Origin of the sequence: Pantoea sp. alder81 (assembly GCF_020179835.1) — a bacterium.
GTDB lineage: Bacteria > Pseudomonadota > Gammaproteobacteria > Enterobacterales > Enterobacteriaceae > Pantoea.
In genome coordinates this window covers 314993-330995 of record NZ_JAIUDA010000001.1, presented here as the reverse complement: position 1 = coordinate 330995, position 16003 = coordinate 314993, and the positions used below count along the sequence as shown (strand labels likewise).

The window sequence follows — 16003 nt, the reverse complement described above, 5'->3', positions numbered from 1 at the left end:
TATTTATTCACGCTGTTTGAAATAGCCGCTCATTCTACCTGGATTCACGTTTGACGCCAAACCACTGATGATACCAGCGAGGTTTTATTTGCTCTCTCAACCCCTTAATCTGCCATTCACCCTGCCGAATGCCGATGTGAATTTGCCCGGATTGCGCCGTGTCATACCAGAGATAGCCCTGCTGGCGATAGCGATCCACTACCGCGGCGGCCGGCATACGCCAGGCGTTATAGCGCGCCACCGATGCCACCGCCCCCTTTCCTGCAACACTACGTAACAGTAATGGCCCCGAAGATGTACGACTACCATGATGGGGAACTTGCATTAATGTGCTGGAGAGTTGGCTTTTCTCCAATGCCACCAGTTTTCTTTCTGCTTTTGACTCAATATCCCCGGTGAGCAGCAGGCTGACAGCACCATCGTCTACGCGCACGACACAGGAGTCATTATTTTGCCCCTGCGTATTTCCTGCAGGCGGCCAGAGTGCCGTGAACGTCAGCTTGCCCCATTGCCACTGCTCTCCTCGCTGACAGGGTAAATGCCCCGCGTCACCCAACGCGCTGCGGATAACCATGTAGGGATTGGCCTGATGAAGTGAGTTCAGCCCACCCCGATGATCCAGATGCTTATGGCTCACAATCACCGTGTTTAAATGTCTTCCCTGATACAGTAACCATGGCAGAATCACGCGAGCGCCCGCATCATCCTCGTTCCAGCGTGGACCTGAATCGTACAACACCACTTCGTTGCCCTGTGTAATAGCAATTGCCAGGCCATGCCCCACATCCAGCACGTCAATCTGCCAGTCGTCTTGCTCAGACTGGTGACGCCACAACAGAAATGCCAGTGTGCAACCGCAGCAAGGTATCAATGTGTGATTCAGCAAACCACTGCGCCATAGAAACAAGCCTCCCCATAACACGGCCACTGCGGGCAAAGCATCATGTAGCGACCACCAACCTGCGGGTAAGTATGCCAGGCCCTGAATAACCTGATTAACGGAAAAATCTGCCAGCCACCAAAGCGCCGTGGCTATGGGTTTCACCGGTAGCAAAAGCGCCATTAATATCAATGGAACGGTGATAAGTGATATCACCGGAACCGCGATGACATTAGCGACCAGCGCACTGAGGCTGATTCCCTGAAACAAAAAAATCTGCAGGGGAGCCATAAGTATCATCATGCCAACCTGCAAGTGCAGCAATCTCAGCGGCAACCAGCGTCGGGCCATGCGGTATCGTGCAGGTAAGGCAAACCATTGGAACCAAATGATTAGCATCGCGACGGCAAGTGCAGAGAGCCAGAAGCTTTCAGATAATACCGTGAGGGGATCAAGCCACAGCAGACCACCTATACACAGCGTCCAAATCTGCCAGCCCGTTAACTGCCAACCTGCAATCCTGATTGTCGTCCAGATCAGGAGTGCTACCAGCGCGCGCTGTGCAGGTGCATGGCTGCCTGATATCCAACAGTAGATAGCTGCGGTGATGATGCTACCAATAAGTGGCAATAGATAACCGATGGTGTTCGCAGGCAACAGCAACTGTAAGCCACGCACGATTATCCAGCCAACGCTGGCCGCTAACGCAATATGCATGCCGGAAATCGCCATTAAGTGTGCTGTTCCGGTATCACGTAATAGTTGTCGTTGCGTTTTGGTCATGTTCTCACGCTCACCAAAAGCCAGCGCCTGCAAAATGGCAGGCTGTTGCAGGTGTTCGAAAAGAGGTTGATGGTGGCTCATGATCAGCGTTCGCAGACTACAAGCTGCTGATTCGGCCTGCTGGTTAATGATTTTTCCCTGCAAAGGCGTATGGTTCGCCAGCGCAAAGCGTTGGGTATCAAATCCGCCCTCATTCAAGCGACCATGTACCGCACGCAGGCGTAAAGTCATTTTCCAGCGCTGCCCTGCACAATAGCCTGGCTCACCTGACTCCGCGTTTACACTGACAAACAACGGCGGGAACTGATATCGGTCACCCACACGAATAATCTGCGCTTTGAACTGCTGTTGCTTTTCTTTCACCTCAACAATACGCAGCGTCACTTCCGCAGGCGCCATTGAAAGCTGCTCAATCGCATTCAGCATCTGTCTCGCTTCCAGCAACGCCCATGCCAGTAGAAGGATGCCTATGCCGATAAGACGCAGTGCAGTCCACGGCAGGGATGCCACAATGAGTGCTAAAAGCACCATCATCGACATCATTTCAATTGTCGGTATTTGAGGTAGCAAACCTAATGGTAGCGCCGCCAGAATCATTATTCTGGCCACTGCAATCCCTGTTACACGCATCACTTCTCTCCCGTCATGGGCACCAGTTTGCGTGTAACGGGCAATAATAGCCTTCAGGAAAAGAGAGGGTTGGATTGCGAATGCCAACAAATCGGAGGGGTTTTCATCTCAGAGAAAGGTTTTGGAATCGGGTTCACAACCACAAATTTAGAGCAAAAAAAACGACACCCGGAGGTGTCGCTTTATCGTTCGGTAACGGCTTAGCCGTAGATATTTGCACGGTCACGCAATTCTTTGCCCGGCTTGAAGTGGGGAACGTATTTACCTTCCAGATCCACTTTGTCACCCGTTTTCGGGTTACGACCAGTGCGCGGTGCGCGGTAGTGCAAAGAAAAGCTGCCGAATCCCCGGATTTCAATGCGCTCACCCTGTGCCAACGTTGTGGCCATGTGCTCGAGCATTTCTTTAACTGCATCCTCAACGACTTTCGCCGGAATATGAGTATGCTGTCCAGCAAGTCTTTCAATAAGTTCTGACTTGGTCATGTAACCTCCGGTTAATCCTTAATGGGAAAGGTATGACAGCTTTTACCGAAACCGGACGACTTACATCGTCCGGTGCCTCGGGTCGATTACTCGCCTTTAGCCGCTTTGAACGCTTCAGCCATAGCGCTAGAGAAGTTGCTTTCTTCCTGTTTGGTGTTAACAGTGTTGATTGCTTCTTTCTCATCAGCCTGGTCTTTAGCACGAACAGACAGGCTTACAACGCGGTTCTTACGGTCAACGCCGGTGAATTTAGCTTCAACGTCGTCACCAACACTCAGAACCAGAGTTGCGTCTTCGATACGGTCCAGTGAAGCTTCAGAAGCGCGCAGGTAACCTTCAACGCCATCAGCCAATTCAACTGTAGCACCTTTAGCGTCTACTGCAGTCACTTTACCGTTAACGATAGCGCCTTTCTTGTTCAGGGTGATGTAGTTGTTGAATGGATCTTCAGCCAACTGCTTCACGCCCAGAGAGATGCGCTCGCGCTCTGCATCAACCTGCAGTACAACAGCAGCGATTTCGTCGCCTTTTTTGTACTCACGAACGGCTTCTTCGCCAGTCGCGTTCCAGGAGATGTCTGACAGGTGAACCAGACCGTCGATGCCACCGTCCAGGCCGATGAAGATACCGAAGTCAGTGATTGACTTGATTTTACCTTCAACGCGATCGCCTTTGTTGTGAGTCTCAGCGAACTGCTGCCATGGGTTGTTTTTGCACTGCTTCAGACCCAGGGAGATACGACGACGTTCTTCATCGATGTCCAGAACCATAACTTCAACAACATCGCCCACGTTAACAACTTTAGATGGGTGAATGTTTTTGTTGGTCCAGTCCATTTCAGAAACGTGCACCAGGCCTTCAACGCCTTCTTCGATTTCAACGAAGCAGCCGTAATCGGTCAGGTTGGTTACACGGCCAGTCAGCTTGGTGCCTTCTGGGTAACGCTTAGCGATAGCAACCCATGGATCTTCGCCCAGCTGTTTCAGGCCGAGGGATACACGAGTACGCTCGCGGTCGAATTTCAGCACTTTGACAGTGATTTCGTCGCCCACGTTGACGATTTCGCTTGGATGCTTAACGCGCTTCCAGGCCATATCGGTGATGTGCAGCAGGCCGTCAACGCCACCCAGATCCACGAATGCGCCGTAGTCAGTGAGGTTCTTAACGATACCTTTAACTTCCATGCCTTCCTGCAGGTTTTCCAGCAGCTGATCGCGTTCAGCGCTGTTTTCAGATTCGATAACTGCGCGGCGAGAAACCACCACGTTGTTACGTTTCTGATCAAGCTTGATGACTTTGAACTCAAGCTCTTTGCCTTCCAGGTGCAGAGTATCGCGAACCGGACGAACGTCAACCAGTGAACCTGGCAGGAACGCACGAATACCGTTCAGCTCAACTGTGAAGCCACCTTTAACTTTGCCGTTGATAACACCGGTAACAGTTTCAGCTTCTTCGTAAGCTTTTTCCAGCGTGATCCAAGCTTCGTGACGCTTAGCTTTCTCACGGGACAGCAGGGTTTCACCGAAGCCGTCTTCAACTGCGTCAAGCGCAACGTCAACTTCGTCGCCAACCTGGATTTCCAGTTCGCCGGCTGCGTTCTTGAACTGCTCTGCAGGAATTGCAGACTCAGATTTCAGACCCGCATCAACCAGGACTACGTCTTTGTCGATAGAGACAACAACGCCACGAACGATGGAACCCGGACGGGTTTCGATTTCTTTCAGTGATTCTTCAAATAGTTGAGCAAAAGATTCAGTCATATTGATAATCTTAGGATTCTTCAATTTAACGTCCACCTGACGTCATTGTCGGATGGGGTTGTTTCACATGCCCAGCACCGGGTCCCTGGTACAGGGTTACAGCAATTCAATTACCGAATAGATTAAATGCCCAGCTTTTGGCGGGCATAATCAAGTGCCTTTTCAATCACTTGCTCAATGGACATACTGGTTGAATCCAGCACCAGAGCATCAGTGGCAGGCACTAAAGGCGCAATTGCACGATTACGATCGCGGTCGTCGCGTTCCTTTATCTCGGATAAAAGGCGATCAAAGTTAACATTAAAGCCCTTCTCCTGCAACTGTAGCATACGACGGTGAGCACGCTCTTCTGAACTTGCATCCAGGAAGATTTTTACCGGTGCATCGGGGAATACCACGGTGCCCATATCGCGGCCATCCGCAATCAAGCCCGGCTCTTCACGGAATGCTCGCTGACGACGCAGCAGTGCTTCACGTACGCGTGGGAAGGCAGCAACGCGCGAAGCCGTATTGCTCACTTCCTGCGTACGGATTTCACCCGTCACATCCTCACCTTCCAAAATGACCTGCATCTCGCCTTCAACAGACAAGAAACGCACGTCGAGGTGAGCAGCCATAGGGACTAATGCTTCCTCGGATTCAATATCCACCTGATGGTGAAGTGCAGCCAATGCGAGTACGCGATAAATGGCACCAGAATCCAGCAAATGCCACTGCAATGACTCCGCCATCGCTTTACACAAGGTCCCTTTACCTGCGCCACTTGGGCCATCAATGGTAATTACCGGGGCGATTGCCGTCATTGTTCTCTCCTGTTGCTGCGTGCTTATTATCAGCCTTCTTGGCTGTTTGATTGCGCGGCATTATACGCTGCCCGCGTCAGGTTAGTTACCCTTTAGCGTAGACAGCGCCAGAAATTTCGACAGATTCAGAAGAATTTCCGCCCAACAAGACCAGAAGAGAGCGAGGAAACCCGGCACAAGCGTACCGGGTAGCGTGATCAAGAGGTTTGGCTAATTTTTGCCAACTGCTGGAAGTAATCCGGGAACGTTTTAGCTGTGCAGCCAGGGTCAAGAATGGTGACAGGGGTGTCCGATAACGCCACCAGCGCAAAGCACATCGCCATGCGGTGATCGTTATAAGTGCCAATATCCGCATGCTGAAGCTGTGCCGGTGGGGTCACACGAATGAAATCGTGACCTTCTTCAACTTCCGCACCGACTTTGCGCAGTTCTGTCGCCATTGCCGCTAAGCGATCGGTCTCTTTCACGCGCCAGTTGTAGATGTTACGCATCAAGGTGGTGCCTTCCGCGAACAAGGCCGTGGTGGCAATGGTCATCGCCGCATCTGGAATATGGTTCATGTCCATATCAATCGCGGTCAGTGAACCACGTGAGCAGGCAATATAGTCATCACCCCACTCGATCACCGCACCCATTTTTTCCAGCACATCTGCAAAGCGAATGTCGCCCTGAACGCTATTACGACCGATCCCGGTTACGCGAACCGTTCCACCTTTAATGGCAGCGGCGGCGAGGAAATAAGAGGCAGAAGAGGCATCGCCTTCCACCAGATAATCGCCTGGAGATTGATACTGCTGCTGGCCTTTCACCACAAAGCGCTGGTAATTCTGATTATCAACGTCAACACCAAAGCAACGCATCAGGTGCAGAGTGATATCAATATACGGCTTGGAGACCAAATCACCTTTAATGGTAATCACGGTGTCTTTCGGTGCCAGCGGAGCGGTCATTAATAGCGCCGTCAGGAACTGGCTGGAAACACTGCCGTCCACACTCACTTCGCCACCCACAAACCCACCGTTCAGACGCAGCGGTGGATAATCCGTTTGCTCCAGGTAATCAATATTGGCTCCGCCCTGACGCAGCGCATCAACCAGATGGCCAATTGGGCGCTCTTTCATGCGAGGTTCGCCAGTCAGCACAATCGACTGTTGGCCTAAGCACAATGCGGCTGCCAGCGGGCGCATTGCGGTACCCGCGTTGCCCAGAAAGAGTTCCAGGGCCTGGTCACTGTGCAGCGGACCTGCATTTCCCACCACTTCGCACACGGTACGATCGGCAGAGAGCGTGTAATTGACGCCCAGCGCCTTCAGCGCATTCAGCATATGTTTAACGTCATCGCTGTCCAGCAAATTGGTCAGGCGAGTCGTGCCCTTTGCCAGCGCAGCCAGTAACAATGCGCGGTTAGAAACGCTTTTTGAACCCGGTAAGTTTACCGTGCCGTCAACGCGAGCAATCGGTTGTAGAGTCAGGGAGTCCTGCATGTGAAACCAAATCTCCAGAAAAGACAAAACCCCGTTATGTAACGGGGCCAGTGGCCAGCCAGGCTGGCCTATGATGAGTAATTAGCCGTGACGACGTTCGAAGTCAATCATGAACTCAGTCAGGGTTTTCACCCCTTCCAGCGGCATCGCATTGTAGATCGATGCACGCATACCGCCAACCACGCGGTGTCCTTTCAGTGCATGCAGGCCCGCCTGCAGAGACTCGTCCAGGAACACTTTATCCAGCGCGGCATCCGCCAGCTGGAACGGCACGTTCATACGTGAACGGTTCGCAGCAGCAACATCGTTACGGTAGAAGCTGCTGTTATCGATGACGCCATATAGCAGGTCTGCTTTCGCCTGATTGACCTTATCCATCTCAGCAACACCGCCCTTCTCTTTCAGCCATTTGAATACCAGACCAGAGAGGTACCAGGCAAAAGTCGGCGGTGTGTTGAACATGGATTCGTTTTCAGCCAGCACCTTGTAATCAAGGATAGACGGCACATAACGCTGCGCTTTGCCCAGCAGATCTTCACGCACCACCACCAGCGTTAATCCCGCTGGACCGATGTTTTTCTGTGCGCCTGCGTAGATCACACCGTAACGGCTGACATCGATTGGGCGGGACATAATGGTTGAAGAAAGGTCAGCCACCACCACTTTGTCACCAAAGTCAGGCTCTTCATCGATAGCGATGCCATCAATGGTTTCATTCGGGCAGAAATGCACATAGGCAGCATCATCGTTGAGCTGCCATTCACGCATCGGTAACAAAGCACGTTTACCGTCAAGCGTGGTTTTGACGTCGATGGTGTTTGGGGTGCAATACTTTTCCGCTTCTTTGATTGCGCTGTGTGCCCAGTAGCCGCCATCAATGTAGTCAGCGGATTGAGCATCACCCAGCAGGTTGCCTGGAATTGCTGCGAACTGCGCGCGCGCGCCACCATGGCAGAATAAAACTTTGTAGTTCGATGGGATCTTCAGCAGATCGCGAAAATCCTGTTCTGCTGCTTCAGCGACAGCAATAAACTCTTTACTGCGATGGCTGATCTCCATTACAGAGGTGCCTAATCCGTGCCAGTTTGTCAGTTCTTGTTCTGCACGACGGAGCACTTCTACCGGCAGCATCGCTGGGCCGGAGCTAAAATTATAAACCTGCGTCATTTCCCCTCACCACTGTCATATCGAACGGTTATGAATACCGTATCGGTTTTATCATTGCCTCCGAATGGCTGCAATCATTAATCCGATAGCGATCACATTTCCAGAGCAGGCTCCACCGCAGCTTATGTCATAAATGCAATAAGCCACGGAATTTTGTGAGGACGTTTCCTGATGCAAAATCAGAATGCTGCCAGACGATGAAATAGCCGTGACAATACCGCGATAAATTTAGGCCACTGAATAGCGAAGCAGGCGCAAAACCCGTATCATTGCGCGCTTTACGCCCACCCCATCGACTTGAGAGAGCGCCAACATGACGCAAACGTTTATTCCAGGAAAAGACGCCGCACTGGAAGACTCCATCGCACGCTTCCAGCAGAAACTGCAAGACCTGGGCTTCAATATTGAAGAAGCCTCCTGGCTGAACCCGGTTCCACACGTCTGGTCTGTGCACATCCGCGATCGTGACTGCCCGCTGTGCTTTACCAATGGTAAAGGTGCCAGTAAGAAAGCGGCACTGGCTTCCGCGTTAGGCGAATATTTTGAGCGTCTCTCAACTAACTACTTCTTCGCTGATTTCTGGCTGGGTCAGTCAATTGCCAATGGCGATTTCGTTCATTACCCGAATGAGAAATGGTTCCCACTGACCGACGATAACAGCTTGCCAGCTGGCATCCTGGATGCGCGTTTGCAGAAGTTCTACGATCCTGAAGACAGCTTGAACGCCTCCGACCTGATTGACCTGCAGTCAGGTAATGCTGACCGTGGTATCTGCGGCCTGCCATTTACCCGTCAGTCTGACCAGCAAACGGTTTACATTCCGATGAACATCATCGGCAACCTGTATGTTTCTAACGGCATGTCTGCCGGTAACACCGCGAACGAAGCACGTGTACAGGGCCTGTCTGAAGTTTTTGAGCGCCACATCAAAAACCGCATTATTGCCGAGTCGATTAGCCTGCCAGAAATCCCTGCAGAAGTGATGCAGCGTTATCCGGGCGTGATTGAGGCGATTGAACGCCTGGAAGCCGAAGGGTTCCCAATCTTCTCTTACGATGCCTCACTGGGCGGCAAGTATCCGGTTATCTGCGTGGTGTTGTTCAACCCGGCCAACGGCACCTGTTTCGCTTCATTTGGCGCGCACCCTGACTTTGGCGTAGCACTGGAACGTACCGTTACTGAGTTGCTTCAGGGCCGTGGTCTGAAAGATCTGGATGTCTTCACCCCACCGACGTTCGATGATGAAGAAGTGGCTGAACACGCCAACCTGGAAACCCACTTTATCGATTCGAGCGGCTTAATCTCCTGGGATATGTTCAAAGACGATGCGGATTATCCTTTCGTTGACTGGAGCTTCTCAGGCAGCACGCACGAAGAGTTCGATACGCTGATGGCCATCTTCCGTGCGGAAGATCAGGAAGTTTACATCGCGGATTATGAACATCTGAGCGTTTACGCTTGCCGCATCATCGTGCCTGGCATGTCGGATATCTATCCGGCGGAAGATCTGCTGTTAGCTAACAACAGCATGGGCGCGCCGCTGCGTGAAACACTGCTGGCTCTGCCAGACAGTGAGTGGGAACCGGAAGCGTATTTGAGCCTCATTGAGCAGTTGGATGAAGAAGGTCATGACGACTTCACTCGCGTCCGTGAGCTGCTGGGTCTGGCTTCAGGTAAAGACAATGGCTGGTATACCCTGCGTATTGGCGAGCTGAAAGCCATGCTGGCATTGGCGGGCGGAGATTTGGATCAGGCTCTGATCTGGACGGAGTGGACCATGGAGTTCAACCAGTCAATCTTCAGCGCCGAACGCGCCAACTATTACCGTTGCCTGCAGACCTTGCTGTTGCTGGCCATGGAAGACGAACGCGACCCGCTTCAATATCATCGTGCATTCGTGCGGATGTACGGCGAAGCGGCTGTTGATGCCGCTTCTGCAGCGATCAGCGGTGAAGCACCATTCTACGGCCTGCAAGCGGTAGATCTGGATCTGAAAGCCTTCCCGGCTCATCAGGCCCTGCTGGCCGCCTACGAAAAACTGCAGGCAGCAAAGCGCAACTATTGGTCGAAGTAATATTCACGAACGCTTAGCGCGATATATTTGCTGACGTTGAGAATGGCACTGATTAATCCCGGTGCCATTTTTTTTGCGTCAGATTGTCATACTCAACATTGAATATTGATAATTAACAATTCAGTTCCATTGATTAAACTGAATTAACATTTACGCACCTCCAAAGGCTGCTCATTAAACTTATTTTGTATAAATTAAAAATTATTTATTTATTATAATTCAATTGGTTGCACCTAAATCATCTGGTTTAACGCTTCGCTTATCCCGTACCTCCCCGCCATTTATGATCCACATCAATTCCTGACCTATACTCCTTTGTTAGTATCTTTACAGACAATTTCAGGAGAGCGTTAGTGTGAAAGCTGACAACCCTTTTAATGCATTATTACCCGCGGCCATGGCGAAAGTTGCTGAAGATGCCGGTGTCTATAAAGCCACTAAACATCCTTTAACCACCTTCTTCTTAGCCATTACTGCTGGCGTATTTATCTCTATCGCATTTGTTTTCTACATTACCGCCACCACCGGCACTGGCGCGATGCCCTACGGAGTCGCGAAACTGATTGGCGGTATCTGCTTCTCACTGGGTTTGATGCTGGTCGTGGTATGTGGTGCTGACCTGTTCACCTCAACAGTATTGATTGTGGTGGCGAAAGCCAGCGGACGTATCACCTGGATGCAACTGGGCCGCCACTGGCTCTACGTTTATATCGGCAATCTGTTTGGTGCGCTGTTCTTTGTCGTACTGATCTGGCTGGCGGGTGAACATATGGTTGCCAATGGCGCTTGGGGTTTAAACGTACTCCAGACCGCTGACCATAAAATGCATCACACTTTTGTCGAAGCCGTGAGTCTGGGCATCCTCGCCAATCTAATGGTCTGTCTGGCCGTATGGATGAGTTACTCCGGTCGCAGCCTGTTCGACAAAATGTTTGCCATGATATTGCCTGTTGGGATGTTTGTTGCCAGCGGCTTCGAGCACAGCATCGCCAACATGTTTTTGGTCCCTATGGCTATCGTCATTCGCGATTTCGCCAGCCCGGAATTCTGGCAAATGGCCGGTTCCAGCGCCGCACAGTTCCCTTCTCTCAGCGTTGGCGATTTTATTGTTAACAACCTCATTCCAGTGACAATTGGCAACATTATCGGTGGCGGGTTGTTAGTCGGTTTGACCTACTGGGTCATCTATCTGCGCGGTGATGATCCGGTGCATTAAGAAATTAAAACGGGCGTGCCCGAGGGCACGTCATCGTCAGAGTCTCCCTAAATAAGGCAGGTATATCATGTCCGAACTTAACGAAAAAATGGCGTCAGCCTGGGAAGGATTTAGCGCCGGCGAATGGCAGAACGGTGTCAACGTCCGTGACTTTATCCAGAAAAACTACACCCCGTACGAAGGTGACGAATCTTTCCTCGCGGGCGCCACACCAGCCACCACTAAACTGTGGGACAGCGTGCTGGAAGGTATCAAGATTGAGAACCGCACCCATGCACCGGTTGATTTCGATACTGACCTGGCTTCTACCATCACTTCACACGATGCGGGTTACATCAATAAGTCACTTGAGACCATTGTGGGTCTGCAAACCGAAGCACCACTGAAACGCGCCATCATCCCGTTTGGCGGCATCAAAATGGTCGAAGGCTCTTGCAAGGTTTATGGTCGCGAACTCGATCCTGGCCTGAAAAAAGTCTTTACCGACTATCGTAAAACTCACAACCAGGGTGTGTTCGATGTGTATACCCCTGACATCTTGCGCTGCCGTAAGTCTGGTGTATTAACCGGTTTGCCAGATGCCTATGGTCGTGGTCGTATCATCGGTGACTACCGCCGCGTGGCGCTATACGGCATCGATTATCTGATGAAAGATAAAGTGGCCCAATTCAATTCACTGCAGAGCGATATGGAAAACGGTGTCAATCTTGAAGACACTATTCGCCTGCGTGAAGAAATCTCTGAGCAACATCGTGCGCTTGGCCAGATTAAAGAAATGGCCGCCAAATACGGCTCAGATATTTCTCTGCCAGCCACCACCGCGCAAGAAGCTGTACAGTGGACTTACTATGGCTATCTGGCCGCTGTGAAATCACAGAACGGCGCCGCGATGTCATTTGGTCGCGTATCCACTTTCCTTGATGTCTATCTCGACCGTGATATTAAAGCGGGCAAACTGACTGAAGAAGGCGCGCAGGAGTTAATTGACCATCTGGTGATGAAACTGCGTATGGTACGTTTCCTGCGTACCCCAGAATATGACGAACTGTTCTCTGGTGATCCAATCTGGGCAACCGAGTCTCTGGCCGGCATGGGCGTTGATGGTCGTACTTTAGTCACTAAAAGTACCTTCCGTTTCCTGAATACCTTGTACACCATGGGCCCGTCACCGGAACCCAACATGACCATCCTGTGGTCAGAAAAGCTGCCGGTTAATTTCAAAAAGTATGCAGCCAAGGTCTCCATCGATACGTCTTCACTGCAGTATGAGAATGACGATCTGATGCGCCCTGACTTTGATAACGATGACTACGCGATCGCTTGCTGTGTGAGCCCAATGATTGTCGGCAAACAGATGCAGTTCTTCGGCGCCCGCGCCAACCTGGCGAAAACACTGCTGTACGCAATCAACGGTGGCGTGGACGAAAAACTGAAAATGCAGGTTGGTCCGAAAGAAGCACCAATTACTGATGAAATTCTGGATTTCGATACTGTGATGGCCAGTATGGATCACTTTATGGATTGGCTGGCAAAACAGTATGTCACTTCTCTGAACATCATCCATTACATGCACGACAAGTATAGCTACGAAGCCTCGCTGATGGCGCTGCATGACCGTGATGTTTATCGCACCATGGCTTGTGGTATCGCAGGCTTGTCCGTGGCGGCAGATTCCCTATCTGCTATCAAGTACGCCAAAGTGAAAACCGTACGTGATGCAGATGGCCTGGCGATTGATTTTGAAATCGAAGGTGAATATCCGCAATTTGGTAACAATGACTCTCGCGTTGATGATATGGCGTGTGACCTGGTTGAACGTTTCATGAAGAAAATTCAGAAACTGCAAACTTACCGTAATGCGGTGGCCACCCAGTCTGTACTGACCATCACCTCTAACGTGGTGTACGGTAAGAAAACCGGTAATACCCCTGACGGTCGTCGTGCCGGTGCACCGTTTGGCCCAGGTGCTAACCCAATGCACGGTCGCGATCAGAAAGGTGCCGTTGCATCACTAACCTCGGTAGCCAAACTGCCGTTTGCTTACGCGAAAGATGGTATCTCTTACACCTTCTCCATCGTGCCAAATGCACTGGGTAAAGATGATAACGTGCGTAAAACTAACCTTGCGGGCTTGATGGATGGCTACTTCCACCATGAAGCCAATATCGAGGGCGGTCAGCACCTTAACGTCAACGTGATGAACCGTGAGATGCTGCTGGATGCGATGGAACACCCTGAGAAATATCCTCAGTTAACCATTCGCGTTTCCGGTTATGCTGTGCGCTTCAACTCGCTGACTAAAGAGCAGCAGCAGGATGTGATTACCCGTACTTTCACTCAGTCCCTGTAATCCTTCCAGAAATGTAAAGGCTCCTGCGGGAGCCTTTTCTCCACAAGTCTGTTTTGCCAGCTTGCTTTCGCTGGCAGTCTGGCAAAATCGACTTTAATTCAAGAGCACAACACAGATTGTGCCGCCTGATGTTGAGGCTAACCCGGAGAATACATCGCAATGTCAACCATCGGTCGTATCCACTCATTCGAATCCTGCGGCACCGTTGACGGTCCCGGTATCCGTTTTATCACCTTCTTCCAGGGCTGCCTGATGCGCTGCCTCTATTGCCATAACCGCGATACCTGGGACACCCACGGAGGTAAAGAAGTTACGGTTGAAGATTTAATGAAGGATGCGCTGTCATATCGCCACTTTATGAATGCCTCTGGCGGCGGTGTGACGGCATCGGGAGGGGAAGCGATCCTGCAGGCCGAGTTTGTGCGCGATTGGTTCCGTGCCTGTAAAGCGGAGGGCATTCATACCTGTCTGGATACCAACGGTTTTGTACGTCGTTACGATCCGGTAATCGATGAACTGCTGGATGCCACCGATCTGGTGATGCTCGATCTGAAACAAATTAATGATGATGTGCACCAGATTCTGGTTGGTGTCTCCAATCATCGCACCCTCGATTTCGCACGTTATCTGCAGAAGAAAGGCAAGCGCACCTGGATTCGCTTTGTGGTGGTGCCCGGCTATTCCGATGATGATGACTCTGCGCATCGCCTCGGCGAATTCACTAAGGATATGGAGAACGTCGAGAAGATTGAGCTACTGCCCTACCATGAATTGGGCAAGCACAAATGGATTGCCATGGGTGAAGAGTACAAACTGGATGGAGTCAAACCGCCGAGCAAAGAGACCATGGAACGGGTCAAAAATATCCTGGCGGGTTATGGTCACGAAGTGATGTACTGACAAAAAAGGGAGCTTACCGCTCCCTTTTTTTCATTCAAAACATTCAGATATTAAGCATGTGCGATGGGCGTGGCGTGCTGATTGGCTTTACGCAGCAGCATCACCAGATAAACCAGCGCGACGGCCGCAATCATCACAAACAGCAAACGGTCAGAGTAGTTCTGCATCAGCATCGACGTCATCCCCGGCCCGACCAGGCTGCCAATGGTATAGCTGAACAGCAGCGCCTGATTCATCGCCACCAGCTCATGATGCGCAACGGTTTCACAAGCCCAGGACATTGCCACGGGATACAGCGTGAAGCCAGCCAGACCGAGGACAAACAGCGCAGGCGCCATCGCGGTGTTACCCAACATGGCGATGGCACCCAGAATCACCACAAACACCTGAACGCGTAAAACCATTAAACGCCCGAAGCGGTCTGCAAGACGTCCCACCGGCCATTGACCAACAATGCCCGCACTGACCAGCAGCGCCATCCAATAACCGACATTGGCATCGCTCATGCCCTGATGTGACAAATAGAGCGGCATCAGACCATAAAGTGAACCCAGTACGATGCCGGAGATCACGCAGCCGTTAATCCCTAAACGTGAACTGCGACGGCGCAGCATGGTCCAGATGTGTCCGGTTGAAGTTTCTTCGTTGGCTGCACTGGCATTAACACGCAGGAAGACCACGGGTAACACGGCACAGACGATCAGAGCGGTAACCCATGGGATCACATGCAGGAGTTCAGTCGAAACGCGACTCACCAGCAACTGGCCCGCTACTGTGCCGAGATAATAGATAATCATGTAGGCGGCCAACAGTTGGCCGCGATTACGCACGGTACCGCTGCACAGTAATGCACTCTCTACTACGACCCAGATCAGCGCACAACCCACACCGGCAACGAAACGCAGCGCGGTCCAGCTATAGAAGCCCTCTAATAGCACCATTCCCATGGTTGCCACGGCAAACAGTGCGCTGGCCAGATAGAAACAGCGATTAAAGCCATAGCGGTTGATTAACCAGCCCGCCAGCAATGTCCCCAGCAGATTCCCGGTGTAATAGGCTGAGCTGGCCATACCCACCTGCCATGTCGGCAGTTGATCATGAGTAAGCCAAAGCGGTACCAGCGTATTAAGCACAGCAATAGACACCGTCATTAGCATTAAGCCGCAAAGCAGCAACACGACGGGGCGCGACCAGGTAGACATAGGGATTAAAAACCAAAGAAATGGAGATAATTGCGCGCAGTTTGCCATTCGCTATTTTAAAGTCAACGGGCAAAAAATCACCACAGCACAATTTGCTGCTGAACAATTTATTATTTTTATCTTCAGCAGCTTAGAGGAGATATATCATCATCAGAACCTAACGCTATCTGCATGAATTTATGGATTTTCGTGTTTTGAGGGAGTCTGCTGACGATAACGTTTATTTCTGATTAATTCTTACTAAAAAATAATCGGCTGAGGCCAGAAAT

Annotated in this window: 11 protein-coding genes; 4 read left to right on the top strand and 7 right to left on the bottom strand. The window is 51.2% G+C overall.

What is annotated here, in order from left to right; translation table 11 throughout:
• Positions 1-34: 34 nt before the first annotated feature.
• From LBW88_RS01545 to serC, 6 genes are all read right to left on the bottom strand, one after another.
• Complete coding sequence (locus LBW88_RS01545; protein ID WP_224929548.1) at positions 35-2293, bottom strand: DNA internalization-related competence protein ComEC/Rec2; 2259 nt, start codon at positions 2291-2293, stop codon at positions 35-37.
• A gap of 200 nt (positions 2294-2493) precedes the next feature.
• Positions 2494-2778: an integration host factor subunit beta gene (gene ihfB, locus LBW88_RS01540; RefSeq protein ID WP_003849360.1), complete on the bottom strand. Its 285-nt coding sequence runs from the start codon at positions 2776-2778 to the stop codon at positions 2494-2496.
• An 86-nt stretch (positions 2779-2864) separates the two neighbouring features.
• On the bottom strand, positions 2865-4538 hold the full coding sequence (rpsA, locus tag LBW88_RS01535; protein ID WP_034820570.1) for a 30S ribosomal protein S1: 1674 nt from the start codon (positions 4536-4538) through the stop codon (positions 2865-2867).
• Positions 4539-4660: 122 nt separating this feature from the next.
• Positions 4661-5341 carry a (d)CMP kinase gene (gene cmk, locus LBW88_RS01530; RefSeq protein ID WP_224929551.1) on the bottom strand — a complete coding sequence of 227 codons (681 nt, stop codon included), beginning with the start codon at positions 5339-5341 and terminating at the stop codon, positions 4661-4663.
• A 197-nt stretch (positions 5342-5538) separates the two neighbouring features.
• Positions 5539-6825: a 3-phosphoshikimate 1-carboxyvinyltransferase gene (gene aroA, locus LBW88_RS01525; protein ID WP_224929554.1), complete on the bottom strand. Its 1287-nt coding sequence runs from the start codon at positions 6823-6825 to the stop codon at positions 5539-5541.
• Between the two features lie 81 nt (positions 6826-6906).
• Positions 6907-7992 (bottom strand): 3-phosphoserine/phosphohydroxythreonine transaminase, encoded by a 1086-nt coding sequence (gene serC, locus LBW88_RS01520; RefSeq protein ID WP_224929558.1) that lies wholly within the window; start codon positions 7990-7992, stop codon positions 6907-6909.
• Positions 7993-8305: 313 nt separating this feature from the next.
• Between serC and ycaO the strand changes: the two genes are divergently transcribed.
• The 4 genes from ycaO to pflA all read left to right on the top strand — a co-directional run bounded on the left by ycaO (position 8306) and on the right by pflA (position 14532).
• A complete protein-coding gene (ycaO, locus tag LBW88_RS01515; RefSeq protein ID WP_224929560.1) occupies positions 8306-10066 on the top strand; it encodes a 30S ribosomal protein S12 methylthiotransferase accessory factor YcaO in 1761 nt (586 codons plus the stop codon).
• A 355-nt stretch (positions 10067-10421) separates the two neighbouring features.
• Positions 10422-11282, top strand: a complete 861-nt coding sequence (focA, locus tag LBW88_RS01510; RefSeq protein ID WP_224929563.1) for a formate transporter FocA — start codon at positions 10422-10424, stop codon at positions 11280-11282.
• 67 nt (positions 11283-11349) lie between these two features.
• Positions 11350-13632, top strand: coding sequence for a formate C-acetyltransferase (gene pflB / locus LBW88_RS01505; protein WP_224929566.1), 2283 nt, complete (start codon positions 11350-11352; stop codon positions 13630-13632).
• A gap of 159 nt (positions 13633-13791) precedes the next feature.
• On the top strand, positions 13792-14532 hold the full coding sequence (pflA, locus tag LBW88_RS01500) for a pyruvate formate lyase 1-activating protein (protein ID WP_224929568.1): 741 nt from the start codon (positions 13792-13794) through the stop codon (positions 14530-14532).
• A 50-nt stretch (positions 14533-14582) separates the two neighbouring features.
• On the opposite strand, the gene LBW88_RS01495 is transcribed toward pflA, so the two are convergent.
• Positions 14583-15734 carry an MFS transporter gene (locus tag LBW88_RS01495; protein ID WP_224929572.1) on the bottom strand — a complete coding sequence of 384 codons (1152 nt, stop codon included), beginning with the start codon at positions 15732-15734 and terminating at the stop codon, positions 14583-14585.
• Positions 15735-16003: the final 269 nt, after the last annotated feature.

What these genes read in the sequence shown, in the direction of transcription:
- LBW88_RS01545 (WP_224929548.1), bottom strand. Translation starts at nt 2,293, where the DNA reads ATGCGTGTAACAGGGATTGCAGTGGCCAGAATAATGATTCTGGCGGCG.
- ihfB (WP_003849360.1), bottom strand. Translation starts at nt 2,778, where the DNA reads ATGACCAAGTCAGAACTTATTGAAAGACTTGCTGGACAGCATACTCAT.
- rpsA (WP_034820570.1), bottom strand. Translation starts at nt 4,538, where the DNA reads ATGACTGAATCTTTTGCTCAACTATTTGAAGAATCACTGAAAGAAATC.
- cmk (WP_224929551.1), bottom strand. Translation starts at nt 5,341, where the DNA reads ATGACGGCAATCGCCCCGGTAATTACCATTGATGGCCCAAGTGGCGCA.
- aroA (WP_224929554.1), bottom strand. Translation starts at nt 6,825, where the DNA reads ATGCAGGACTCCCTGACTCTACAACCGATTGCTCGCGTTGACGGCACG.
- serC (WP_224929558.1), bottom strand. Translation starts at nt 7,992, where the DNA reads ATGACGCAGGTTTATAATTTTAGCTCCGGCCCAGCGATGCTGCCGGTA.
- ycaO (WP_224929560.1), top strand. Translation starts at nt 8,306, where the DNA reads ATGACGCAAACGTTTATTCCAGGAAAAGACGCCGCACTGGAAGACTCC.
- pflB (WP_224929566.1), top strand. Translation starts at nt 11,350, where the DNA reads ATGTCCGAACTTAACGAAAAAATGGCGTCAGCCTGGGAAGGATTTAGC.
- pflA (WP_224929568.1), top strand. Translation starts at nt 13,792, where the DNA reads ATGTCAACCATCGGTCGTATCCACTCATTCGAATCCTGCGGCACCGTT.
- LBW88_RS01495 (WP_224929572.1), bottom strand. Translation starts at nt 15,734, where the DNA reads ATGTCTACCTGGTCGCGCCCCGTCGTGTTGCTGCTTTGCGGCTTAATG.